This is a genomic window from Lysinibacillus sp. CNPSo 3705, from assembly GCF_028674935.1.
In the GTDB taxonomy this organism is placed as follows: Bacteria; Bacillota; Bacilli; order Bacillales_A; family Planococcaceae; genus Lysinibacillus.
This window is the reverse complement of sequence record NZ_JAQZSD010000008.1, coordinates 1-24,074: the sequence shown is the minus strand read 5'-3', so window position 1 is coordinate 24,074 and position 24,074 is coordinate 1. Positions and strand designations below refer to the sequence as shown.

At 38.7% G+C, this 24,074-nt stretch carries 23 protein-coding genes and 1 pseudogene; 7 read left to right on the top strand and 17 right to left on the bottom strand.

Annotated features, from left to right (window positions below; translation table 11 throughout):
* Positions 1-3 precede the first annotated feature (3 nt).
* Together pheT and pheS are read right to left on the bottom strand one after the other, a co-directional pair.
* Complete coding sequence (gene pheT, locus PVA17_RS04715) at positions 4-2,421, bottom strand: phenylalanine--tRNA ligase subunit beta (RefSeq protein WP_274067042.1); 2,418 nt, start codon at positions 2,419-2,421, stop codon at positions 4-6.
* Between the two features lie 12 nt (positions 2,422-2,433).
* The gene (gene pheS, locus PVA17_RS04710; protein WP_132357149.1) at positions 2,434-3,471 is read right to left on the bottom strand and encodes a phenylalanine--tRNA ligase subunit alpha; all 1,038 of its coding nucleotides are present in this window, start codon (positions 3,469-3,471) and stop codon (positions 2,434-2,436) included.
* 528 nt (positions 3,472-3,999) lie between these two features.
* Here pheS and PVA17_RS04705 point away from each other — a divergent pair.
* A complete protein-coding gene (locus tag PVA17_RS04705) occupies positions 4,000-4,179 on the top strand; it encodes a hypothetical protein (protein ID WP_274067041.1) in 180 nt (59 codons plus the stop codon).
* Between the two features lie 47 nt (positions 4,180-4,226).
* On the opposite strand, the gene PVA17_RS04700 is transcribed toward PVA17_RS04705, so the two are convergent.
* Positions 4,227-4,991 carry a TrmH family RNA methyltransferase gene (locus tag PVA17_RS04700; RefSeq protein WP_274067040.1) on the bottom strand — a complete coding sequence of 255 codons (765 nt, stop codon included), beginning with the start codon at positions 4,989-4,991 and terminating at the stop codon, positions 4,227-4,229.
* Positions 4,992-5,309: 318 nt separating this feature from the next.
* Between PVA17_RS04700 and PVA17_RS04695 the strand changes: the two genes are divergently transcribed.
* Positions 5,310-5,705: a (deoxy)nucleoside triphosphate pyrophosphohydrolase gene (locus PVA17_RS04695; protein ID WP_132357151.1), complete on the top strand. Its 396-nt coding sequence runs from the start codon at positions 5,310-5,312 to the stop codon at positions 5,703-5,705.
* A gap of 99 nt (positions 5,706-5,804) precedes the next feature.
* Here the strand turns inward: PVA17_RS04695 and PVA17_RS04690 are convergent, their stop codons facing one another.
* Positions 5,805-7,154: an FAD-binding oxidoreductase gene (locus tag PVA17_RS04690; protein ID WP_274067039.1), complete on the bottom strand. Its 1,350-nt coding sequence runs from the start codon at positions 7,152-7,154 to the stop codon at positions 5,805-5,807.
* Positions 7,155-7,322: 168 nt separating this feature from the next.
* Here PVA17_RS04690 and PVA17_RS04685 point away from each other — a divergent pair, with 168 nt between their 5' ends.
* The 3 genes from PVA17_RS04685 to PVA17_RS04675 all read left to right on the top strand — a co-directional run bounded on the left by PVA17_RS04685 (position 7,323) and on the right by PVA17_RS04675 (position 9,360).
* Positions 7,323-8,738, top strand: coding sequence for a LysM peptidoglycan-binding domain-containing protein (locus PVA17_RS04685; protein ID WP_274067038.1), 1,416 nt, complete (start codon positions 7,323-7,325; stop codon positions 8,736-8,738).
* Positions 8,739-8,994: 256 nt separating this feature from the next.
* Positions 8,995-9,156 (top strand): YfhD family protein, encoded by a 162-nt coding sequence (locus PVA17_RS04680; RefSeq protein ID WP_248716778.1) that lies wholly within the window; start codon positions 8,995-8,997, stop codon positions 9,154-9,156.
* A gap of 12 nt (positions 9,157-9,168) precedes the next feature.
* Positions 9,169-9,360, top strand: coding sequence for an H-type small acid-soluble spore protein (locus PVA17_RS04675; protein WP_132357154.1), 192 nt, complete (start codon positions 9,169-9,171; stop codon positions 9,358-9,360).
* 62 nt (positions 9,361-9,422) lie between these two features.
* On the opposite strand, the gene PVA17_RS04670 is transcribed toward PVA17_RS04675, so the two are convergent.
* From PVA17_RS04670 to PVA17_RS04655, 4 genes are all read right to left on the bottom strand, one after another.
* Positions 9,423-9,722 carry a hypothetical protein gene (locus PVA17_RS04670; protein ID WP_274067037.1) on the bottom strand — a complete coding sequence of 100 codons (300 nt, stop codon included), beginning with the start codon at positions 9,720-9,722 and terminating at the stop codon, positions 9,423-9,425.
* Positions 9,723-9,964: 242 nt separating this feature from the next.
* Positions 9,965-10,363: a hypothetical protein gene (locus tag PVA17_RS04665; protein WP_274067036.1), complete on the bottom strand. Its 399-nt coding sequence runs from the start codon at positions 10,361-10,363 to the stop codon at positions 9,965-9,967.
* A 278-nt stretch (positions 10,364-10,641) separates the two neighbouring features.
* Positions 10,642-12,801: a bifunctional diguanylate cyclase/phosphodiesterase gene (locus PVA17_RS04660; protein WP_274067035.1), complete on the bottom strand. Its 2,160-nt coding sequence runs from the start codon at positions 12,799-12,801 to the stop codon at positions 10,642-10,644.
* A 190-nt stretch (positions 12,802-12,991) separates the two neighbouring features.
* Entirely contained in the window at positions 12,992-13,507 is a 516-nt protein-coding gene (locus PVA17_RS04655) for a sigma-70 family RNA polymerase sigma factor (RefSeq protein ID WP_274067034.1), read from the bottom strand.
* 602 nt (positions 13,508-14,109) lie between these two features.
* Here PVA17_RS04655 and sspI point away from each other — a divergent pair.
* Together sspI and PVA17_RS04645 are read left to right on the top strand one after the other, a co-directional pair.
* The gene (sspI, locus tag PVA17_RS04650; RefSeq protein ID WP_132357157.1) at positions 14,110-14,319 is read left to right on the top strand and encodes a small acid-soluble spore protein SspI; all 210 of its coding nucleotides are present in this window, start codon (positions 14,110-14,112) and stop codon (positions 14,317-14,319) included.
* A 78-nt stretch (positions 14,320-14,397) separates the two neighbouring features.
* Positions 14,398-15,778: pseudogene (locus PVA17_RS04645) on the top strand (FAD-binding oxidoreductase).
* Between the two features lie 61 nt (positions 15,779-15,839).
* Here PVA17_RS04645 and PVA17_RS04640 read toward each other — a convergent pair.
* From PVA17_RS04640 to argF, 9 genes are all read right to left on the bottom strand, one after another.
* Entirely contained in the window at positions 15,840-16,352 is a 513-nt protein-coding gene (locus PVA17_RS04640) for a GNAT family N-acetyltransferase (protein WP_132357159.1), read from the bottom strand.
* 34 nt (positions 16,353-16,386) lie between these two features.
* Positions 16,387-17,094 (bottom strand): amino acid ABC transporter permease, encoded by a 708-nt coding sequence (locus PVA17_RS04635; protein WP_132357160.1) that lies wholly within the window; start codon positions 17,092-17,094, stop codon positions 16,387-16,389.
* 11 nt (positions 17,095-17,105) lie between these two features.
* On the bottom strand, positions 17,106-17,810 hold the full coding sequence (locus PVA17_RS04630) for an amino acid ABC transporter permease (RefSeq protein ID WP_132357161.1): 705 nt from the start codon (positions 17,808-17,810) through the stop codon (positions 17,106-17,108).
* Between the two features lie 26 nt (positions 17,811-17,836).
* Entirely contained in the window at positions 17,837-18,661 is an 825-nt protein-coding gene (locus PVA17_RS04625) for a transporter substrate-binding domain-containing protein (protein WP_274067033.1), read from the bottom strand.
* 71 nt (positions 18,662-18,732) lie between these two features.
* Positions 18,733-18,855: a hypothetical protein gene (locus tag PVA17_RS25265; protein ID WP_132357296.1), complete on the bottom strand. Its 123-nt coding sequence runs from the start codon at positions 18,853-18,855 to the stop codon at positions 18,733-18,735.
* 251 nt (positions 18,856-19,106) lie between these two features.
* The gene (locus tag PVA17_RS04620; RefSeq protein WP_274067032.1) at positions 19,107-20,117 is read right to left on the bottom strand and encodes an LLM class flavin-dependent oxidoreductase; all 1,011 of its coding nucleotides are present in this window, start codon (positions 20,115-20,117) and stop codon (positions 19,107-19,109) included.
* 46 nt (positions 20,118-20,163) lie between these two features.
* A complete protein-coding gene (locus tag PVA17_RS04615; RefSeq protein WP_132357164.1) occupies positions 20,164-21,492 on the bottom strand; it encodes an LLM class flavin-dependent oxidoreductase in 1,329 nt (442 codons plus the stop codon).
* Positions 21,493-21,677: 185 nt separating this feature from the next.
* Positions 21,678-22,577 carry a LysR family transcriptional regulator gene (locus PVA17_RS04610; RefSeq protein WP_274067031.1) on the bottom strand — a complete coding sequence of 300 codons (900 nt, stop codon included), beginning with the start codon at positions 22,575-22,577 and terminating at the stop codon, positions 21,678-21,680.
* A gap of 339 nt (positions 22,578-22,916) precedes the next feature.
* Entirely contained in the window at positions 22,917-23,882 is a 966-nt protein-coding gene (gene argF, locus PVA17_RS04605; protein ID WP_274067030.1) for an ornithine carbamoyltransferase, read from the bottom strand.
* Positions 23,883-24,074 lie beyond the last annotated feature (192 nt).

The following is a 24,074-nucleotide window of genomic DNA, read 5'->3' as shown; positions in this document are numbered from 1 at the left end:
AAATTAGCGTACTTCTGTACCTTCAATTGTTGCAATAGCTTTTAACACTTTGTTATGTGCTGCAACAACCTCTTCATCCGTTAACGTACGTTCTGGATCGAAGTATGTTAGGGAGAATGCAACTGATTTTTTACCAGCCTCCATTTTTTCACCTTCATATACGTCGAATACACGAATGTCTTTCAATAATTTCACGCTTGCTGAGCGAATCGCAGCAATAACCTCTCCAGCTGTTGTTGTACGGTCCATGATAAGGGCAATATCACGAGACATTGCTGGGAAGCGAGGCACTGGTGTATAACCAAGAGGTGCTTCTTTTGCATTAGCATTTAATAATGTTACTAGATTCATTTCCATTACATATGTGTCTTTGACACCCCATGCTTTTTGCTCTGCTGGATGTAATCCACCGATAATACCCACTTGTTCACCGTCTAAAAGAATGCTAGCAGTACGTCCTGGATGTAATCCAGCTACTTCAGCTTTCACAAATGAAATACGGTCCTCTAAACCAAGCTTACCGATAACACCTTCTACAATGCCTTTTAAGACGAAGAAATCTACTGCTTTTTTCTCCCCTTGCCAAGCATGGTCAAGCCATTTTCCTGTAACTACTGCCGCCACATGCTCTTCCTCGTATGGTAACCCCTCTTCTGATTGACCAAGGAATACTGAACCAATTTCATACAATGCAACATTGTCAGCTTTACGTGCAACATTATATGCAGCCGCTTCAATTAAATGTGGGATAAGACTTTGACGTAGTGTTGAACGGTCCTCACTCATCGGCATTAGTAAACGTGTTACTGGCTCGGCTTTCAATGCAAAGCGTTGTGACAATGTATCTGAAGTTAATGAGTAAGTGACAGCTTGGTAAAGGCCTGCCCCCTCCATATAGTTACGAACTACACGACGATTTGCTTGATATGGTGTTAGACGACCTACTTGGTTTGCTCCCTCTGGTAACGTCATCGGGATTTCATCATAGCCATATAAACGAGCAATTTCTTCTACAATATCTTCTTCAACTTTAATATCTTGACGACGTGTTGGTGCATCAACGATTAGTAAACCATTTGCTGCTTCTACGCCAAATTTAAGACGCTCTAAAATTGTCAACATTTCTTCTAATGAAATTTTCATACCTAAACGTTCATTAATAAAATCTGGAGAAACGACAACACGTGCCGGTGATTTATCTAGCTCATCTACGATGCATGTTCCCTCTAACACTTCCCCACCAGCTAGTTCAGCTAGTAGTGCAGCAGCACGTTCTGCAGCTGGTAATACACGGTTAGGGTCAACACCCTTTTCAAAGCGAGCAGAAGCATCTGAACGAAGTCCAAGATGACGTGATGTTTGACGTACAGTTAAACCATCGAAATAAGCAGATTCGATCACAACCGTTGTTGTAGAATCATTTACTTCAGAGTTAGCACCACCCATTACACCTGCGATAGCTACTGGCTCTTTGCCATTTGTAATGACTAAATCTGTTGCTTTTAATGTACGCTCTTGGTCATCTAAAGTAGTAATTTTTTCGCCATCTGTTGCTTTACGCACTACGATTTCACCTGTTGCAAGACTATCGTAGTCAAAGGCATGAAGCGGTTGACCGTATTCCATTAAAATGTAGTTCGTTACATCGACCACATTATTATGAGGGCGTACGCCTGCTGCCATTAGACGATTTTGTAGCCACATTGGCGATTCCGCGATTTTTACGTTTTTCACAACTTTTGCTACATACATTGGATTTGCTTGTAAATCTTCTACTCGAAGCTTTAACATGTCTGCTGCTTTTTCAGAAGATGTGCTGTAGGCGATTTCTGGATACTTCACTTCTTCAGATAGAATTGCGCCAACTTCATACGCCACACCTAGCATTGACAGTGCATCTGAGCGGTTTGGTGTTAAACCAAGCTCTAATACTGTGTCACGTAAACCTAAAATAGCAAGGGCATCTGAACCGACCTCAGCTCCCTCAGGAAGCACATAAATACCTTCAGAATATGCTTTAGGAACTAGTTTCCCTTCGATTCCTAACTCTTGTAATGAACAAATCATGCCGTTTGATTCATGTCCACGAAGTTTCGCTTTTTTTATTTTAATGCCGCCTGGTAAATGTGCACCAGGACGAGCGACAATAACTTTTTGACCAGCATCAACGTTTGGAGCACCACAAATAATTTGTTGTGGTTCAGCTTCACCAACATCCACTTGGCAAATATTTAATTTATCTGCTTCAGGGTGTTTCTCCTTTGATACGACATAGCCGACAACAACTTTATCCATTGCGTTAGCACGGTCAATTACTGCATCTACTTCAATTCCAGAGCGCGTAATTTTTTCAGCTAACGCCTCAGGTGTTAAATCCTGTGTATTTACATAATCTTTTAACCAATCTAATGATACTAACATTTGTTATCCCCCTTACGCTTCTGTTCGCTCGAATTGTGATAAGAAACGTGTGTCACTTGTATAGAAATGACGAATATCGTCGACACCATATTTCAACATTGCAATACGTTCAGCACCAATACCGAATGCAAAGCCTGATACTTTCTTCGGATCATAGCCAGCCATTTCAAGTACATTTGGATGCACCATACCAGCTCCTAAAATTTCAATCCAGCCTGTACCTTTACATACGTTACAGCCAGAACCACCACATTTGAAGCAAGAAATATCCATTTCAACAGATGGCTCTGTGAATGGGAAGAAGCTTGGTCGAAGTCGAATTTCGCGGTCCGCACCAAACATTTTTTTCGCTAATGTATCAAGTGTACCTTTAAGGTCACTCATGCGAATATTTTCACCGATCACTAACCCTTCAATTTGCATGAATTGGTGAGAGTGTGTAGCATCATCGTTGTCACGACGGAATACTTTCCCTGGACAAATAATGCGAATTGATTCACCCTTCTTCTCTTCCATCGTGCGAGCTTGCACAGGAGAAGTATGCGTACGTAATAATATTTCCTCGGAAATATAGAACGAATCTTGCATATCACGAGCAGGATGTCCCTTCGGTAAGTTTAATGCCTCGAAGTTGTAATAATCCTTTTCTACTTCCGGCCCTTCAGCAATTTCATAGCCCATACCGATAAATAAATCTTCAATTTCTTCAATAACACGTGTTAATGGATGACGATTGCCAACTTTAATTTCACGGCCAGGTAAAGTGACATCAATCGACTCACTTGCTAATTTTTCAGCAATGGCTGCTTCCTCTAGCACAGTTACCTTTTCCTCTAATACAGCCGTTACCTTTTCACGAACTGTATTGACTAAAGCACCCATTTTTGGGCGTTCCTCAGCGGATAATTTCCCCATACCTTTTAATAAATCAGTGATAGGTCCTTTTTTCCCTAGATATGCTACTCGCACATCATTTAATTCCTTTAAATTTGCTGCCGCTTCAATTTTAGCAAGTGCTTCTTGCTCTAATTGCTTTAATTGCTCTTCCATGTAATAAACCCTCCTTGTTCAAATCCATGCCAATTTTGTTGATGGCATAAAAAAACTCGCCCCTAAAAAAGGGACGAGGACATATTCGCGGTACCACCCTAGTTATTGCAGGAAAATTCCTAACAATCACTTCATTGACATAACGACTAGATTAAAGCCGGCATACCTTTACAGCGTTTCGCTGGTCCCGGTAGCTGCTCGCGGGATGAATTCAAAACTGCATTGGTACGGCACTGGCTCTCAATCTTCGGCCTGCACTCCCTGTCGTCCATTCACAATCTTTACTACTTCCCGGTCAAAGCATTTTCGTTTACATTTTAACAGTGATTATACAATACTATACCAATTCAAATCAAGAGCCATGTGCCTATTGCCATCGATAAAAATGGTTCTATCGGCAATTTTTAGGCTCATCGCCAAAAATTGCCGATGACATTTGTTAAACTATATTCCATATATTAGTTGATTTGGAGTGGAGACTGGGCAGGAACGAAGGCTAAAAGCATCACATCCTGTGATAACGCCTTTGTGACCAACATCGTGTTGGCTCGAGACCCTACAGCGAAGCGGCAGCAACAAATGTTTTTCTGTGCGAAAGCGAAGCGGCAGCAACAAATGTTTTTCTGTGCGAAAGCGAAGCGGCAGCAACAAAGCGCCCAGTCGGAACGGAAATCAACCACACTTTATGGTGATGACCAACAATTTTAACGATTTCACCATATTCTTGCAATTACAGTTGTCATTGCTTTTATTACCTACTTAACAAATCCATATAAAACGATTCCTGTTGCTACTGCTACGTTTAGAGACTCCGCTTGTCCCAAAATTGGAATAATAATATTTTGATCTGTCATCGAAAGTAGTTGTGGATGAATACCACTACCTTCATTCCCCATCATGATCGCGAATGCACCAGCATGTTCAACATCGCTATAGACAACTGCATCCTCATCTAAAGCAGTCCCAAATACTGGTACACCATTATTTTGTAGCTGCTCAATCCAATCCTCTAAATCGCCTCGAATGACCGGGATATGGAAATGTGAGCCTTGTGCAGAACGAAGCGTTTTAGGATTATATAAATCCGCACAGCCCTTACCGAGTATGACTGCATCCAAACCAGCTGCATCTGCAGTACGAATCATCGTCCCAATATTTCCTGGATCTTGCACGGCATCAATTAGCAGCACCTTGCGCCACGTGGCCATTACACCTTCGTCTAACAAAGGCTGCTTACAAACCGCAAATACACCTTGTGAAGTCTCCGTTTCAGCAAACTCCTTGGCAACAGCAGCCGTTACCTCAACGATGGCTACATTATCAATCGGCCAAAGCATTGGTAATTCTACACCTTCACGTACAATTAGTTGCATCACCTGTTCCGTATTTTTTAATGCTTCCTCCACCAAGTGGAATCCCTCTACTAGGAATTCTCCAGATCTTTCACGCTCTTTACGTGTTGTCGCAAGCTTCTTCCAATATTTCACTAACGCATTTTGCGTAGATTCAATTCTTTTCATCGTACCTCGTACCGCCTTTTTCCTATATATTGTTCATTATTATACAGTAGAAAACGACAATTACATAGTCATGCAAAAAAACAGTTTAATTGTTATTTTTCTATTACAAATGTTTTCTGTAGCGAAAGCAAAGTGACAGCTACAAATGTTTTCTGTGCGAAAGCGAAGCGGCAGCTATAAAGCGCCCAACCGTAACGGAAATCAACCACACGCTATGGAAATGAGCAAAATTATTCCCTACTCGACAATAGGGGATTTTTCAGTGATATATGTTATAATTTTCATTATTTTAAGAATGCACAATGGGGATGAAAATAAATGAAAAAAAATGTACATGTAGTCGGTGCAATTATAGAAAATGATAAGCACGAAATTTTTTGTGCGTTAAGAAATCCTAATATGGTACTAGCAAATTATTGGGAATTTCCTGGTGGTAAAATTGAAGAGGGTGAATCTCCTGATCAAGCTTTGACTCGTGAAATATTAGAGGAATTTAATTGCTCTATACAAGTCGGTGAAAAGGTTGAGGATACGATTTATGAATATGAAAAATTTATCGTACGCTTAGAAACATTTAAAGCGTCAATTACAGAAGGAGAGCCTGTCCTGTTAGAACATGCTGAAATTAGATGGGTTCCTCGAAATGAGCTGCTAAATCTTAATTTTGCTCCCGCTGATATTCCAGCGATCAATAAAATACTTGCAGAAAAATAAAGTAGAGCGAAAGTGAAACTTTAATCAGTGGGGGTTCTTTCCTCCCCACTGATTATTAGTCTTCACAACAGGCTTTTACGGGCAGTTCATCTTCCTCAATTAAAGCCATTTTTTATTTGGCGGAATACTTTGAGGAAAATGAAATACATTAAACGGATCGTATTTCCCCTTTACCTCTCTAAGCATTCTAAGATTACGACCATAATAGGCAGTTGGCCAATCTTTTATAAAACGATCCGGGAAATTCACATAATCGCCAGCAGTGTAAGGTGACAAAGCTCTTCTTAAATTCTCCACCCACTGAATATTTTTTTCTTCTTCTTTAGCTTTTTTCCATGAAGTATTATACTCCTGAGCAATCAAAGCATTCCTATAATAATAAGCTGTCCGGTTTGACGCAATTTGACTGATCGTACCTCTAAGAGATTGCTGCCAAATAGTCGTGTCTCTATTTGGCGTATTCGTTAAAAATTCTTTCATTTTTACAATAGCAGCATGAGGGAATGGCCTTTCAATAAAGGATCCTGACCTTTTACGGAAGGCTGGTTTGTTGCCGCTCGGTAAGTCAAAAAATTCTACCGCTTTAATATACGGTACTTCCTTTATCCATATATTCACTGGTGAACCTGTTTTCCTTAATGGACGGAGTAGTTTCTTTAACTCAGATGCCGTACCTATAAACTCACCTTGAGCAACAATTTCGCCCACTTCCTTAGATTTAAGCTCAATCTGTGAGGTCAAACGTTCATCTGTATATGGCGCCCATTTTTGCCATGTGTCAAAGGCTCGTTCAAAATCTTCCCAACCCCATGTAATGGCGAAAATCGATACGTTAGAAATAGGATGCAGTTTAAATGTAAGAGCTGTAACGATGCCGAAATTCCCACCACCCCCGCCACAACTTGCCCAAAATAAATCACTATTTTTCTCCTTGTCAGCCTGGATTACTTCAGCCCCTTCATGACCATTTGCAACAACCATTTCAAGTTCAAGTAAATTGTCACATGTTAGCCCAAACGGACGTGATAGCATGCCAATTCCGCCACCAAGTGTCAAACCAACAACCCCTACACTACCTTCAGTTCCTGCCGGGATTGTAAAACCATTTTCCCATAATATCCGATATACTTTTCCTAAATTAGCGCCCGCTTCAATTCTTGCTGTCATATCTTGCTGGTTAATAGTTATGTCATTCATATCACTAACATCTATAACGAGACCTTCATTTAATAATGAATAATTTTCATAGTTATGTCTCCCACTTCTGATTCGAAATAATTCATTATTTTCTCTTGCCCATCTTAATGCATTGATAACATCTTTCGTATGTCGACAAAATACAATGATACCGGGAAATTTGGGATCATTTAAGTTATTATTTGTTCTTGCTTGCTCATAGTCCGGATCTTTAGGGGTAACAATTCTTCCTGTGAGCTTTACTTTCTTCAACACACAGCTCCTCTCTCAAATGATGCAATACATATGTTTTATCCTATGCTTATCACTTGGAAAGAATATGAAAATCGGAATTTTTATCGCTTAAAAATGAAAGATAAATGCTCATTCTCTTTATTCATACATATGATGCTATATTGAAACCACTAAGGAGGTGTCCTTATGATTATCCATGTTGTAAGCGCTGGTGAAACACTTTGGCAAATTGCAAACAGCTATTCTGTACCTACCAATTCCATTATCCAATTAAACGCTTTATCTAATCCAGATCAATTAGTAATCGGGCAAGCACTCGTTATCCCTTCCCCTTACACAACCCATATTGTAAAAAAGGGTGACACCTTATGGTCGATCTCTCAACATTACGGGGTGACTATGCAATCGATTATCACAGAAAATCATTTAACCAATCCAGATGTTTTAACACCTGGAACTAGACTAATTATTCCACCCACTACACATATTGTGCTGCCAGGAGAAACTTTATCGCAAATTGCTACACAATTTGGAACGACTATTCAAGCAATCGTTTCAGAAAATGGAATTTCTAATCCAAATATGATTTATGCTGGTGCGCATTTAATTATTCCGAGAGCAAAGCCTACCATTGAAGTAAATGCTTATACGTATCAAGAGCCTAAAGAAGCCGTACAGTCGATTAACGCAATCGGTCATCTACTAACTTATTTTAGCCCCTTTGCTTATATGGTGAAGGAGGATGGGACATTACAACCTATAAAGGATAAAGAAATGATCGATGCAGCTATTGCTAAGAACATTACACCTATGTTAACCCTTACGAATTTCTCTTCCACAGAAGCCGGTTCCAACTTATCACATGTTATTTTATCTAGTGCAGATTTACGGGAAAAGGTTATCCACAATACTTTGCAAGTGATGCAGGAAAAGGGCTATAAAGTCCTAAACGTTGATTTCGAAAACGTTCTTCCAGCAGATCGAGAGAATTACAACACTTTCCTCCAATTAGCTGTTGATCGTCTTCATCCAAAAGGATTCCTAGTATCAACGGCACTTGCCCCAAAAACGAGCGCAACGCAGGCAGGAACTTTATATGAGGCTCATGATTATGAAGCACACGGAAGAATTGCAGACTTTGTCATTTTGATGACATATGAATGGGGATACCGACTTGGTCCACCACAAGCCATTTCACCCATTAACGAGATGAGAAAAGTTGTGGAATATGCTTTATCCGTTATGCCTGCTAACAAAATATTTTTAGGCTTTCAAATTTATGCTCGCGATTGGCTTCTACCACATGTTAAAGGCCAAGAAGCAGAAACATTCAGCTCTCAAGAAGCCCTTAACAGAGCTATAAAACATGGCGCAACCATTCAATATGATAGAACTGCTCAGTCACCGTATTTCCGTTATGTTGATAAACAAGGAAGAAATCATGAGGTATGGTTTGAAGATGCTAGAAGTGCACAAGCTAAGTTTGACATGACGAAAGAATATAATCTTCGAGGTATTAGCTATTGGGCGTTAGGTTTCCCATTCCCGCAAAACTGGGCGTTATTAAATAATGATTTTTCTATCAAAAAGGTTTCATTATAAATAAAGACTCATCGTGATGGTGAGGATGATTTCGGTCCTAAAGGATTTTCATTTGACCAAAAGGATGTTCATCATGAAGTCGTTCTTGGAGTTTAGCACGTATTACGCTTAGTATGCTCATTTAAGACGATCTATTAACACAAAAAGCACTAAACATATATACAATAAATTCTTACCTTTCCCTAGTTTTTCCCATGATAAAAAGATCAATTCAAAGCCATATTAAGAAATATCAAAAAGAAAGGAGAAACTGAACATGGGAAGAGACAATAAGCAAGGTCAAAGTGCCAATAAAGGGTCATTACCTCAAACGCCGAAAAACCAAAAAATAGCGCCTAACAAAGTTAGTGAAGAGTTTTCTCAAGAGTTTATGAACATGATAAATTCAGTCACTAAAGAAGGCAAAACAAAAAAATAAGGGGGCCTGCAAGTGGAATATACACGTGCACAAGAAATTGTTGCCTCACCAAAAGAATATGAAGTAAGCTATAATGGCGTATCGATTTGGATTGACAAACTTCATGATGATGGTAAAACTGCAACTGTCCATTTACGTCGGTCTTTAGAGGAACGCTCCGAAGTGGACATAGGAGAATTAAAAGAAGAGTACCTCGTACATTAAACTTTATCATCAAATATAAAACTGCTTACTTCCTGTGATGAAGTAAGCAGTTTTCCTATTTATTATGTCAATAAAATTCCTATTACCGTCAAATCGAGTGTTTGATTACCGTTCGGCCGGGCGATTTCTGGGGGCGTCTGATGAGCCACAAGGAGTCGACCAGCCTTGATTCCAATCAACCACTTCATCATTTTGACTTCTTTCCGTCGCTTTGATGGTTCTATCCACGACTTTGGCTGCTCTATCCATCGCTGTGGCCGCTCTTTCCGTCGCTTCGGCGGTTCTTTCCCTCTATCCATCATTTTAACGGTTCTATCCACGATTTTGGCTTCTCTATCCATCATTTTAACGGTTCTATCCACGATTTTGGCTTCTCTATCCATCGCTTCGGCGGTTCTTTCCGTCGCTTTGACTGCTCTATCCATCATTTTGACGGTTCTATCCACGATTTTGGCTGCTCTATCCATTATTTTAACGGTTCTATCCACGATTTTGGCTTCTCTATCCATCGCTCTGGCTTTTCCTTCCGTCGCTCGGATTTCTTTCCGTCACTTCGCCTCTGCTTTCCGTCGCTCTGGCTCTTCTTTCCGTCGCTTTGGCGGTTCTATCCATCACTGGCTGCTCTTTCCGTCGCTTCGGTTCTTCTTTTCCATCGCTTTGACGGTTCTATCCACGACTTTGGCTGCTCTATCCATCGCTTCATTCTTCTTTCCTTCACTTTGGTGGTTCTATCCATCACTGGCTGCTCTTTCCGTCGCTTTGGCGGTTCTTTCCGTCGCTTCGGCTCTTCTTTCCGTCGCTTTGGCGGTTCTATCCACGATTTTGGCTGCTTTCCGTCGCTTTGACTGTTCTTTCCGTCGCTCTGGCTTTTCCTTCCGTCGCTCGGATTTCTTTCCGTCACTTCGCCTCTGCTTTCCGTCGCTTTGGCCGTTCTATCCATCGCTTCAACTCTTCTTTCCGTCGCTTTGACTGCTCTTTCCATCGCTTCGGCGGTTCTTTCCATCGCTGACTGCTCTTTCCGTCGCTTTGGCGGTTCTATCCATCACTGGCTGCTCTTTCCGTCACTTCGCCTCTTCTTTCCGTCGCTCTGGCTCTTCTTTCCGTCGCTCGAATTTCTTTCTGTCACTTCGCCTCTTCTTTCCGTCGCTTCGCCTCTACTTTCCGTCGCTTTGACTGTTCTTTCCGTCGCTTTGACTGCTCTATCCGTCATTTCAGCTCTTCTCCCCATCACTTTTGCTGCTCTATCCATCGCTCTATTATTCACCCCTGAAAATTTCAACTTTAAATGACGAAATCCTCTTCATATTTTAACTCTGTTAAAATATCTTTTGCTCGACTGTTTATCTCGTTAAAGTTTTGGGAAATCTGTTCTGCTGAAATCGGCTTACTAAATAAATAACCCTGAATATAATCGCAATCACCGTCAATCAGGAAAGCAAGTTGCTCCACTTCTTCAATTCCTTCAGCAACAACCTTTAATCTTAAATGCTTTGCCATTGATAAAATCATAGAAACGAGCGCTTTATCATTTGAATTATGCTGTATATTTCGAACGAACGCCCGATCAATTTTTAAACAATCGATTGGAAAATCTTTTAAATACGAAAGCGACGAATACCCTGTCCCAAAGTCGTCAACAGCAATTTGTATACCAAGTGCCTTTAACTCATGCAGTAGCTGAGTTATTTGATCAATGTTCATTGTCATACTTTCTGTAATTTCCAATTGTAAATATTGCGGTTCTAAATTTGTACGTTGTAAGATTTCTTGCACCATATGCACTAAATCTTGCTGGAATAACTGTCCAATGGATACATTCACAGCAACCTTCATTGGTGGTAAGCCTTGCTCCTTCCATGTCTTCGCTTGAGTGCACGCCATTTCTAAAATCCATTTTCCTAAGGGAATAATTAGACCCGATTCTTCTGCAATTGGGATAAACAACTCAGGTGAAACAAATCCACGGGTTGGATGACGCCAACGTACTAGCGCTTCCACCGATTCGATTTTACCAGTTTTTAAATTTACTTGAGGCTGAAAATCCAAGTAAAATTCTTCATTAGCCAATGCTTTATGAAGCTCTTGCTCAATCAATATACGATCGGCAATGCCATTTGACATATACGGCTTATAAAAAAGAACTCTTTGAGGTATTTGACCCGCTTCTCTCATCGCTAACTGTGCATGCATTAAAAGCTCTTCACCTGAGCAGTCTTCTTCATTCAGGGCAATACCAATATTAAGATTTCCGTTAAGTGGAAAAAGTTGTACTTGTAATGGTTTTTTCATCGTACTCTTCAGGTTCAAGCAAAATTGTAGCAACTCTTCTCTTGTCTTCACATGATTAATATAAATAATAAACTGTCCCTCACGAAGCTTTGTAGCAAAATAATGAGGGGGTAATATAGCTTGAATTCTTTCAGCTACAAGCTTCATCATTGTATTAGAATAGCTAATACCTATAGATGAACGAATAGCAGCAAGGCGATCAATTTCGATTGCAATGATTGCTTTTTGACGACTATTGTCATGTGATTCCTCTTTTAAGGTTTTCAATAATAAATGTTCATTTGGAAGCTTAGTAATATCATCATGATAAGCTTGAAAATGAAGCTCCTGTTGCGAATGCTCAAGATCTCGCTTTATTTTTAAAAGTTGCGTATATGGTTTTTCAACAGTTGTATAATAAATAGCTTTTAGGAAAAAGAAGAAGCCAAAAAATTGATAAATTAATGCTGGAAAGCCCCAAATTGATTTCAAGTCTTTTATGAACGCAAAGAAAATATCACTAATAATTAAATAAAGCGCTGCGCTAATAAGCCACATAACTCGTTTTGGCAACTTTTTTATATATTTACTCAAAATTACTATCGTTACACCTTGTAAGGCAGCAGACATTAAATGAGCAATAGCGCTTGCTTTCAGCAACAATTGTTCTTCAAGTAAAAAATATTTTGAAGAGAGATACACTAGAAAAAGGCTCAGTAGTACAAATAATAAGGAACTGCCATATGTATAATTACGATCATTCATCGTTAAGCGTTTTTTTGGCTTTAAAATAATAAAAACAAAACCGATTGATAAGCATAAACGCATGATTAAATCCAACCATATTTCAAAATATAGTGTATCAGCCATTGGATATTGAGCGATAACCACGCTTACTAATTCAAACAAGGCGATGATAAAAAATAAATTACCTATGTATAATGTTTGACTCGATAATAAATGTGAAAAAACAAGCCAAGATTGAATAGCGATTGCCATTGTAAAAACAATAATTAGTATTTGTATAATCAAATTCAAACAAATATAATGTTCTTCCTTAAAGCCAAATATTTGATTACTTAAACCTAGTAGTGGCAACACTATTAATAGTGGCAATACTATATACCAAATCTCTTTCTTTTCTATCTCTAATTGTTTCAACCAATTCTCCAACAGAAACCCTCCATACCAATAATTAAATTAGATAGGTAATATGATCTACCTGAAAGAAATATAAAATTAAAAATTGTATTTTTCTTTGACTTCTTACAAATCATAGCATTTTTATTAGAATTTGTATGCAAATATAAAAAGTATGCCAATATTCAGTTATGATATTAGCATACCTTTGATGCTTAAAGTACTATTCATTTAATAACTCACGAAGCTTAATCATTATTCTTGTACGTCGTTTTTTAACAGCGTCCACAGATATACCTAGTTCTTTTGCTATTTCAAAGTAACTAAAACCTTCTACATAAAAAAGTAGTAATATTTTTCTTTCATCAAATTTTAAATGAGACATAATGCTTTCTATAAAAACTGGACTGCTTTCATTCATTTCATGATCTCTAATATAATTTATCGTGTCATTATCCATAGGTGTATGAATATTTTCAAAACGCTTTTCCTTTGAAAGCTCTTTTAAAATTTCTCCTTTTACGGTTGTATAAATATAAGCAGAAAACAGCCCTTTTGATTGATCCGCTTTACGCCAAGCATCCCACACGGCTATGGATGCTATATGACGATAATACTCAAAATCCTTATAAATACGGCACCTTAACAAAATCGACGTTATCATTGGTTGGACTAATTCTAATACTTCCTCAAATGATTGTTCAGGTGATAACTTTTGTTTATTATGCTGTGTTGTCATCCTATTATCCTGCCGACTGTGCACAGTCCATTATTCCTAGGTACCTTCATCTTAGTTACTATACAAGGAAGTGTCGAACCGCTCCTTTGTCAATATGATCAGAGAGTTTTTATAAGTCCTTTTTAATATTTATACATAACAAACGTATAAAATTTCAAAAATCATATGTTTTAACTTCTTTCAGCATTCATCTCCTACCTCTATAAGTGGTGAAATGAATGCCGGTTTAAGTTCCTTATTGACATCCGAGAGAGGAACTCAGTCTAAAAGCACCACATACTGTGGCAATTTATCTGGGCGAAAGCGGAGCGTCAGCAACAACAACAACTGAGTGATCATCATCATGCGTTAGCACTACGCTTTCGTGCAATAAAACATCTGTTGACCTAAAGCTCTGGCGGATGACACAGCAGCGGAAAGGAAATCTTCGGTGCAAGGACAAAGTAGATTCCGAACGCATTGTTTATCTACACGAAAGCATAGCGATAGCTACAAATGTTTTCTGTAGCGGCAGCGGAATTATGCCGAGGCATAATTGATTTGTCACACTATACATATTTCTTAAAAGGTTGGACAAAATTACTACTAAGGAGGCGAAATAGATGAATTTTCAAATAAGAGATGCGATTACGACAAATGTACATGGTCAATCAGCGGCCGAATTTAAGGATATTGTCGAAGATGCAATTAGCCGTGGTGAAGAGCATTTACTTCCAGGGCTTGGTGTGTTTTTTGAAAAATGGTGGCAGCAATCTAGTCCCACTGAGCAGGATGCATTTGTTCAAAAACTTGAAAAAGCCTTTGCTCACTAACTTTTTATAGACAGTTCATTCCATTTCCAATAAATGCATGATAAAGTTTAACTTATCAGAAAATTAGGGGGAATTGGAATGACTGTTGCTGTAGAATTAATAGTAAATCAACTAAAAAAGATTTTATCTGAAGAACAGGTGTCAACAAACGAAACGGTGCGACAGCTACATGGAAGGGACGAATCTCATCATGCAATGAGCTTACCAGATATCGTTGTCTTTCCTCGTTCCACGGCCGATGTCAGTGCCATCTTAAAAATTGCGCATGCGGAACGTGTACCAGTCGTACCTTTTGGTGTTGGCTCAAGCTTGGAAGGTAATGCAATTCCCATTGCAAATGGCATTTCTATCGATTTCTCTGAAATGAATGCTATTTTAGAAATTCGACCAGATGACCTGCTTGTGAAAGTACAACCGGGTGTAACACGTGCTCAATTGAATAAAGAATTAAAAAAACATGGACTTCAATTCACAGTTGACCCTGGTGCTGATGCTACACTTGGTGGAATGGCAGCAACGAATGCTAGCGGGACAACAGCAGTGCGGTATGGTGTTATGCGCGATCAAGTACGAGATTTAGAGGTTGTACTCGCAGACGGTTCAGTCATTCATACCGGTAGCTTAGCAGCAAAATCCTCTTCTGGTTATCATTTGAATGGCCTTTTTATTGGCTCTGAGGGTACGCTAGGTTGCTTTACAGAATTAACTTTACAAGTCTATGGAATACCCGAATTTGTAACGGCGGGACGTGCAGTTTTTACGACAGTTGGCGATGCTGTCAGTGCAGTAACCGCATTGTTGCAAGCGGGCATTTCAATTGGCCGTGTTGAACTGGTCGATGAAGCCTCTATCAAACAAGCAAATATTTATAATGAAACATCCTATGAAGAAAAACCGACACTATTTCTAGAATTTCACGGAAATAAAGAAGGTATGCTTGCCGATATAGATTTTGCTAGTGAAATTTTTGAGGACTTTGGCTGTCTTTCTGTTGAATTCGAACAAGACAATTCAGCACGGAATAAGCTCTGGGAGGCGCGCCATTCATTGGCCTATGCATATATCCATGCATATCCAGGGGAAAAAGCTTATGTCGACTGATGTATGTGTGCCAATATCTATGCTTGCTGAATCTGTTTTATATGCTCGTGAACAGCTTGAGGCAGTTGGTCTTGCAGGTGGAATTGTAGGTCATGTTGGAGACGGTAACTTCCATGCTTTGTTAATGTTAGATCCAAACGATGCTGAGGAGCAGGCAAAAGCAGACCTCTTCAATGAACATATTGTCCAATTTGCTTTACTGCGTGGTGGCACATGTACCGGTGAACATGGGGTTGGTATTGGAAAAATGAAATATCAATCTACAGAGCATGGAACATCTCTATTAGTGATGAAAAGCATCAAGGCAACACTTGATCCACATAATATTATGAATCCAGGGAAAATTTTCAACATGTAAACTAAATTATTACGTTAAAACATATAGAACCCGTTGATGTACAATATCAACGGGTTCTTTTTTATAAATCATAGCGGAAACTTTTTACAAGCTTATCCCCCTTATTAAACTCTTTAGATTCATCTCTGACAAAACCCAAGGATAAATAAAGATTAATAGCAGCCTGCATAATATCACCCGAGTGTAAGTATAATGCTCGATCCTGACGTTTGCGTGCAAAGGCGAAACTTTCATCCAATAACTTTTTAGCAACACCTAGCCCTCTTCCTTTAGGATGCACGCCAAGTAAGCGCACAATAGTAGACTTTATGTTAAGCGCTGGCAAACCATATGCTTTTTCAGAATCTGTAAATAATTGCAGTCCCCCTAAAATCTCATCACCCCGCTTTGCCACTAAAATTGTCTCTGCATTAGGGTTACCGACAGATGCCCGAATATCACTTAAGTAAGAAGCCCAGTCCTCTGGGTTTTCATATTCTTTTTCATATTGGGCATAACTCTCTACTAAAACCTCTAAATACCTTGCATAGTCTTCCTCTTTCAAATGCTCAATCACTATTTCAGCTACTGTCATCGTTCTTATCCCCTTTCTATATAAACGACTCTATTTAAATGCCACCCTTACTGTAGGCTGTTACTCTTTTTTCTATACGGTGTGCGAGCCATTCAATGATAGCTGAAACACCCCAATAAATTAGCCCTACGGCGATAAATGCCTCCAAAAACTTCAAATTAATAGAAGCAACAATATTTGCAACTCCTGTTAACTCTTTGACTGAAAGGAAAAAAGCTAGTGACGTGGCATGTAAGAAACCGATCAAGACATTTGTGAAGTTAGGAATGGATTTACTAAATGCTTGAGGTAATATATAGCGTCGCATCGCCTGTGAAAAAGTCAAACCGACTGCATATGCTGCCTCTAGCTGTCCCTTAGGTACACTTAAAATACCGGATCGAATTATTTCGGAGGTGTAAGCTCCTGCACTTAGCGTCAAAGCCAAAATAACAAAAAGTAAAATAGGGATAGAGCTTGATTGAAACTCAAGCTTAAAAGTTATTGAAATGACATCAACAACAATTGGTATGCCAAAATAAACAAGCATAATGTGCATAATGATTGGTGTACCTCTAAAAAAAGAAACGTAAAAATTCAACAAAGGTGCGAGAATTTTTGTTTGTTGTATCCGAACAAAAGCAACTATTATGCCAATAAAAATGCCTAATAAGACAGGTGTAACTGCCATGAACAAAGTTAACGGCAATACTTTACTAATTTCTATTAAAGCTTCAAAAATAAAAGCAATATCTATAGTCATAGCATTTCCCCCTAGCTAGATGTAGCTTCCTTTGGCATATATCGATTAAGATATCGTTCATTTAATTTCAAACCCTTTTCTAGTAGCATAACAATGACATAATAAACAATGGACAGCGCCAAATATATCTCTAGCGCCCTTGTTGTTGAAGCAATTAGTGTTTCTCCACGTCCCACCATATCCATGACACCAATTGAAAATGCTAAAGAAGTATCCTTTAAAGAACTAATCATCGTATTTGCCATATTTGGAAAGGCAACACGAATCGCCTGAGGGAGCACTATACGTAGAAAAGCCTGTATACCACTTAATCCAACTGAATAGGCTGCCTCCATTTGTCCACGATCAACCGTTAAAATAGCCGCTCTAAAAATCTCAGCAAACGATGCAGAATTGCTCAACGTATAAGTAATAATTACAAAATACATAGCATCCATTCTTGTTACATCAATATGTACAAGCTTTAATAATGCTGGTATACCATAAAACACTAAAAACAATTGCACTAAAACCGGCGTACCTCGAATAAACGAAATATAAATCGTTATGATATGCTTCAAAACTGGTATGTGTAGCAACTTTGGTATAGCGATTACGATACCAAGTAGCATGCCAAAAAAAGTAGCGAACACTAAAATTTCGAGTGTTACCGGTAAATACTGAAGCAATATTGGAAGTACTTTTGCAATTAGTGTGAAGTCAAAGTCATTAGCCATACTTCCTTCTTCCTTTCCTATATCGTTTAGAAGTCTACTGAATAATCGTCACCTAGCCATTTCTTACTTAACTTACTAATGACGCCTTCTGCCTTTAATTCTCGGATGGCATCATCAAGTCGCTCCTGTAAGACAACCTCGTCTTTATTTAATAAGAAGTACACTTTTGAATTTAATAAAGCATCTCCTACTACCTTCTCCTGTGCCTTATTGCTTTCGTTATAGTACTTTACTGCAAATGGTGTTGTAATGATTGCATCGATTCGACCTGTTGCAAGTTGATTGTGAACATCAACCGAACCTGACGAATAGACAATATTAGCACCTAAATTATGTTCCTTATTGTATTTCTCTATATAGACAGCAGAGTTACTAGTTGGCGAAACACTAACGTTTTTCCCTTTCAAATCATCAATAGAATGAATAGAATCGTTTTTTGTATTGACCGTTACTTTTAATGGAAATACATTATAAGGCTCTTTATTAAAGAGAAATTTCTCTTCTCGCTCACTATTGACTTCCATTTGATGGGCGATAAAGTCAATTTTCTTTGTTTCTAAACTTAGTAATAAATTTGAAAATTCCATCGTTTTAAATTCAAACTCATATTCTGGTAGCTTTTCGTCAATGGCGCGAACAAGCTCTACATCATAGCCGGTTAAATTCCCCTTGTCATCAATGAAACAAATATTTGGAAATTGGGTTCCTGTACCGACAATAATTTTTTGAACGCCTTTTCCACCTTGTGCAGTTTTATTCTCACTAGTATCCCCTTCGGACTTTTCAGAACTTGTACAAGCTGTTAAAAGTAGCACTAGCAACAATAGTAAATAAAACGATAATTTTTTCATAGAATCCCTCTCTTCTTATGCATGCGACGGTAAATCAACAGCAAGCGCTGCTTATAAATTCCCAATTTCTGTTACTGCTTTAAAGACCCATTTGCTCCAATTTCGACAACCGGAACATAACGGACACCATATTTTGCTTCTAAGATGTCACGGAATGCGTCTTTATGTGTTACATCTACGGTTTTGTAAGAAATACCTTGTTGTTACCAATTATGCCTTGGCATAATTGCGTCCGGAATCGGCTTTGTGCTTAGGCGCACCATGCAGGTCAGTTAGCCGTTATCGCATGGATGCGATGATTTTAGGCTAACATCCTCTGTGAAATCCTTTACGATTCCGTGATATCCGCGGAGGCCCTTATCTTCTTTTCACTTCATTACAATAACTGCAACCTTGCTTTGACCAAACTATTACATCTATATTTTTCGTCATATTCATTTCCTCCTTAGCTTACCGCTTCCTTTTGCTGTAAATAGACTGGACTCAATAGCTCAAATGATCGCTCCCGTTCAAATTCCTTCAACACAGGCGTATGCAAAATAAACTCATCAATTCGATAGCGCACATGGTAGTCATCTAATATCATTTTTATATCATCTGGAGTCCCACATAAAATATCTGCATCATATTGCTTCACCGTAAATGACTCCCCAGATTCCTGCCCAAATTTCTCTGCAAGTTCTACTGATTGTAATGTTAGACTTTTGCCACTCGCTAAATGCACCTTCGTAATTTTTTGATCACCAATTAACGCTATCGCCTCTTCTTTTGTAGGGGCTGCAAGTGCTGCGATGGAGACAGCAAAATGACCATTTGGATGATGCGTGCGATAAGCTGTAGCTGCTTGTGCTAATACATCATTATCACTATTAATAAATCGCGCGAAGACAAACGCAATGCCTAGTGTACCTGCAAGTGTGGCACTTTGTGGACTTGCCCCAAGTAAAAATAATGCTGGCTTTACCTTTGGGATTGGTGTTGCCTGAACTCCATATAACTCGTGCTCTGCTAGTACTGTTTGCTCAATTAATTGCTGTAAAAATGTTAATCTTTCCTCAAAATCATTTTCGTCATTATTGAGGGTGCCATATTGCAATGCCTTCGTAGAGAGAGGTAAACCACCCGGTGCTTTCCCTATGCCTAAATCAACACGCCCTGGCTCCAACGACGCGAGAACATGGAAATTTTCTGCTACCTTGTAAGGACTGTAGTGCTGTAGCATTACTCCACCCGATCCAATATTGATAGACTTTGTTTTTGCAAGGAGATAAGATACTAATACTTCCGGCGATGACCCTGCTAGTGTATCCGTATTGTGGTGCTCTGACACCCAAAAACGTGAGTAGCCCAATTGCTCTGCTTTTTGTGCTAGAGCCACTGTTTTTTGTAAGGTCTGCTCGTTTGTAGCATCCTCAATAATAGGGCTTTGATCTAATATACCTAATGAATAGCTCATACATTGCCTCCTTAAATACACTTATTCTTATATATTTACTCGGTTTTTAGACAGACTGTTTGACATAACGGCTTTCTTTAAATGGTAAACCTAAGTTACCACGTAATGTGTCAGCTTCATATTCTTCACGATATAGCCCTCTTGCTTGTAAAATCGGCACAACCTTGTCTACAAAATCATCCAGTGCTCCAGGTACAGTAACGCCTATAATAAAGCCATCAGCCGCCTCTTGCTTAAACCATTCCTGCACGAGGTCAGCAACATGCTCTGCTGTACCAAAGAATGCTGTTTTGGGGGTTGCCTCACGTAACGCTACTTGGCGCAATGTTAGCCCTTCTTGTTTGGCATATTTTTTAATATAATCAGTCGTACTTCTAAAGCTGTTTGCTCCAATATCACCAAGCTCTGGAAACAGAGCATCTACATCATATTGTGAAAAATCATGATGATCGAAATATCGACCAAGATAAGTAAGCGCGCGCTCTATCGAAACAAGCTCAACGATTTCCTGATACTTCGCTTCCGCTTCCTCAAGCGTATCGCCAATAATCGGAGAGATTCCTGGGAAAATTTTAACTTCATCTGGATTGCGTCCAAATGCCACAACCTCAGTCTTCACTCTTTGATAAAATTTCTGTGATTCTTTTAACGACGCACCGTGTGTAAAAATTGCCTCCGCATCCTTTGCTGCTAATCGAATACCTGCATCTGAAGAACCTGCTTGGAAAATAACAGGCTGCCCCTGCTTAGAGCGTGCAATATTTAGCGGACCTTGTACTGAAAAATAGTTGCCCTTATGATTTAGTGTGTGCAGCTTTTCAGGATCGAAAAATACATCATGTTCTACATCTGCTATGAAAGCATCATCTTCCCATGAATCCCACAAGCCCTTTACCACTTCTAAATATTCCTCAGCAATTTGATAGCGTTCTGCATGGCTAGGATGCTGTTCAATTGATTTATTGTAATTTAAGGCAGTACTTTCTAATGGCGTCGTAACAACATTCCACCCTGCACGGCCCCCACTTATATGATCCAAAGAGGCAAATTGGCGTGCAACTGTAAATGGTTCGCTATAGGAAGTTGATACAGTACCAACTAAACCGATGTTTTTCGTTGCTACTGCTAGCGCCGAAAGAATTGTTATTGGCTCGAAACGATTTAAAAAATGAGGAATAGATTTTTCATTGATGAACAAACCATCTGCAATAAAAGCAACATCAAATTTCCCCTGCTCAGCCTTTTGTGCTTGCTGAATATAAAACGGCAAGCTTACACTTTGATTGCTAGCTACCTTAGGATGACGCCAACCTGAAATATTACCACCCACACCATGAATAATAGCTCCGAATCGAATTTTGTCCTGTCTCACCATATTTGTTCCTCCTCAAATTTTATTTTTACTAAACATAGTGGTTAAGTATGTTTTATAATTAAAAAAATATTCAATTTATGAATACTCATAAATAAAATAGGGTTGAGGAAGATAATACAGTTCATTTATACAGTTTGCAATAGGCTACTTAATAGAAAAAATTTACTGACTTAAAAAAAATTTTATCAAATCAGATTTTCTTGAATGCTTTCAAATCGCTCAGCTGTTTCTACTATTGTTTTCCAAAAGGCTGGTGCCAGCGTCTGTTTATTTTTATACGTTAGAAAAATGTGTTGATTCATATCAAGTAAATGTTTGATATCAATTTCAACAAACTCACCGCTTTCAAGTTCTTTTTTCACACAAAGATATGGTAAAAAGCTTATATACTCCCTTGTACGGATAAATTCTTTCGCCACTTCTAAATGATCCGTTCGCACTTCTATATTTGCTGCTACGCCCTCTACCTCAAACATTTTATGCACATAATTCCAATCAAAGGCCCCACATTCAAAAAACACTATTTTCTGTTGTGCCAATTCCTTTGCTTTTATTAGATTTTGTTGTATAAAGGGATGCTCACGATGCATCACAAGTTTGACTGCATTACTTAGCAATAGCTCATTGCAAATTCCTTCCCTATGCACGTATTGAATTAGACCAAGATGAATTTGATGACTTTGTAATTTTTCTAAAATCACCGCTGTTGAACCTGTGATAATCTGAAAGCGTAAATGTGGAAAGTCTTTCTTCCATTTTGGCATTGCGTAAGCTAAAAAATATTGTGCTGTGACACCATTTGTACCAATGCACACTTCGTCAGACTCCTTCGATTCCTCTAATTGTTTCTTTCCCTGTTCGAAGGTTTGCACAATTTGTGTCGCAAAAGGTACAAAATCCTTGCCTTTATCCGATAATATTACACTTCGCCCATTGCGATGAAATAACTCTACATTTAACTCTCGCTCCAATGATTTAATTCTTGCCGTCACAGTCGGTTGAGATAAAAACAATGCATTAGCAGCCTTATGAATACTTTTATAATGTACTACATATAAAAACGCTTCGATATGGTCAATATTCATCTGAAGCCCTCCTCAAATAACTTATTTATCCTATTATATAGATAATCGTTTTAATTCTCTATAAAAGATTGGAAAACTAGGTATTAGAGTAAATGGGCAGTTAGCAAGAAAAAAGTAACCCAGCGTCTCCCAGGTTACTTTATTATGTAGCGATGTGGTCATCCATCTTGATAACATACATCACGCGTGGCTAACATCCCTCTGTCTGCAACCACTTTATGTTATTCATATTGACATCCCCTGTTGCCAATATGAACTCTGTCTATATAGTACTTTCTCAAATCGAGAAGTATAACTATAAAACATTACGCTTACTCAGGCGCAAAGTAATGCAAAGTTCTATGCTAGAATTGACGCAAGTATCGCTTTTTGCGCATGGAGTCTATTTTCCGCTTGCTCAAAAATATAGGAATTTGGGCCATCTATAACAGATGACGCTACTTCTTCTTCGCGATGAGCTGGTAAGCAGTGTAGGAACATATAATTTGGTTTGGCGTATGCGACAAGCTCATCATTAATTTGATAACCGGCAAAGTCTTGTAGACGTTTTGCCGTTTCCTCTTCTTGGCCCATTGACGTCCATACATCCGCGTAAACTACGTCCGCGTTTAACACTGCTTCTACAGGATCATTTGTAATGGTAATTAGGCTACCATTTGCTGCTGCGATAGCCTGTGCTTTTGCAATCACCTCTGCATCACATTCATAGCCAACTGGCGTTGCTACTGCCACGTTCATTCCTACGTGAGCAGAAGCGACTACTAATGAGTGCGCCACGTTATTGCCATCTCCAACATATGCTATTTTTAATCCTTTTAGGTGACCTTTATTTTCAATAATTGTTTCTAAATCAGCTAAAGCTTGGCATGGGTGATAAATATCCGTTAGTCCATTGATAACCGGTATAGATGCATGCACTGCAAGCTCCTTTACCATTGCATGAGCGTTCGCACGAATCATAATACCATCTAAATAACCTGATAACACATGTGCTGTATCATAAATCGATTCACCACGACCAATCTGTAAATCACGCGCATGCATAAACATACCTTTGCCACCTAATTGGTTCATACCAACTTCAAATGAAATACGAGTACGAGTTGAATGTTTTTCAAAAATCATGCCGAGTGTCTTACCTTCTAGCAGCTTCGGACATTTTCCTTCTTTTGTAATTATTTTCAACTGTGTCGCTAATTCAACTAATTGCTGAACCTCTTCACTTGTATAGTCTAGAAAGGTTAATAGGTCCTTACCTTTTAAACTAGATACTAACTTTAACTGTACTTCCTCGAGTAATTTCATAACCTTCGCTCCTTGTTAAATTGCTGTTGGGCTTAGTATAACAATGCATAAATATAAAATCAACTGAATTTTTATGTTTATTTTAAAAAGTTTGAATTTTATTTTCAGTTGTGTCTAAAATTCGAATCATCAAATATTTATGCATATTCCATCTTTGATCGCATAGTAAGAACATTGCATTATTGTTAATAC

Excerpts from the sequence above, each read along its gene's own strand:
- PVA17_RS04655 (WP_274067034.1), bottom strand. The coding sequence starts at position 13,507 with ATGACAACACAGCATAATAAACAAAAGTTATCACCTGAACAATCATTT.
- sspI (WP_132357157.1), top strand. The coding sequence starts at position 14,110 with ATGAATTTTCAAATAAGAGATGCGATTACGACAAATGTACATGGTCAA.
- PVA17_RS04620 (WP_274067032.1), bottom strand. The coding sequence starts at position 20,117 with ATGAGCTATTCATTAGGTATATTAGATCAAAGCCCTATTATTGAGGAT.
- PVA17_RS04615 (WP_132357164.1), bottom strand. The coding sequence starts at position 21,492 with ATGGTGAGACAGGACAAAATTCGATTCGGAGCTATTATTCATGGTGTG.
- PVA17_RS04630 (WP_132357161.1), bottom strand. The coding sequence starts at position 17,810 with ATGGCTAATGACTTTGACTTCACACTAATTGCAAAAGTACTTCCAATA.
- PVA17_RS04635 (WP_132357160.1), bottom strand. The coding sequence starts at position 17,094 with ATGACTATAGATATTGCTTTTATTTTTGAAGCTTTAATAGAAATTAGT.
- PVA17_RS04680 (WP_248716778.1), top strand. The coding sequence starts at position 8,995 with ATGGGAAGAGACAATAAGCAAGGTCAAAGTGCCAATAAAGGGTCATTA.
- argF (WP_274067030.1), bottom strand. The coding sequence starts at position 23,882 with ATGAAATTACTCGAGGAAGTACAGTTAAAGTTAGTATCTAGTTTAAAA.
- PVA17_RS04685 (WP_274067038.1), top strand. The coding sequence starts at position 7,323 with ATGATTATCCATGTTGTAAGCGCTGGTGAAACACTTTGGCAAATTGCA.
- PVA17_RS04695 (WP_132357151.1), top strand. The coding sequence starts at position 5,310 with ATGAAAAAAAATGTACATGTAGTCGGTGCAATTATAGAAAATGATAAG.
- PVA17_RS04610 (WP_274067031.1), bottom strand. The coding sequence starts at position 22,577 with ATGAATATTGACCATATCGAAGCGTTTTTATATGTAGTACATTATAAA.
- PVA17_RS04640 (WP_132357159.1), bottom strand. The coding sequence starts at position 16,352 with ATGACAGTAGCTGAAATAGTGATTGAGCATTTGAAAGAGGAAGACTAT.
- PVA17_RS04625 (WP_274067033.1), bottom strand. The coding sequence starts at position 18,661 with ATGAAAAAATTATCGTTTTATTTACTATTGTTGCTAGTGCTACTTTTA.
- pheS (WP_132357149.1), bottom strand. The coding sequence starts at position 3,471 with ATGGAAGAGCAATTAAAGCAATTAGAGCAAGAAGCACTTGCTAAAATT.
- PVA17_RS04700 (WP_274067040.1), bottom strand. The coding sequence starts at position 4,991 with ATGAAAAGAATTGAATCTACGCAAAATGCGTTAGTGAAATATTGGAAG.
- PVA17_RS04665 (WP_274067036.1), bottom strand. The coding sequence starts at position 10,363 with ATGGAAAGAACCGCCGAAGCGATGGAAAGAGCAGTCAAAGCGACGGAA.
- pheT (WP_274067042.1), bottom strand. The coding sequence starts at position 2,421 with ATGTTAGTATCATTAGATTGGTTAAAAGATTATGTAAATACACAGGAT.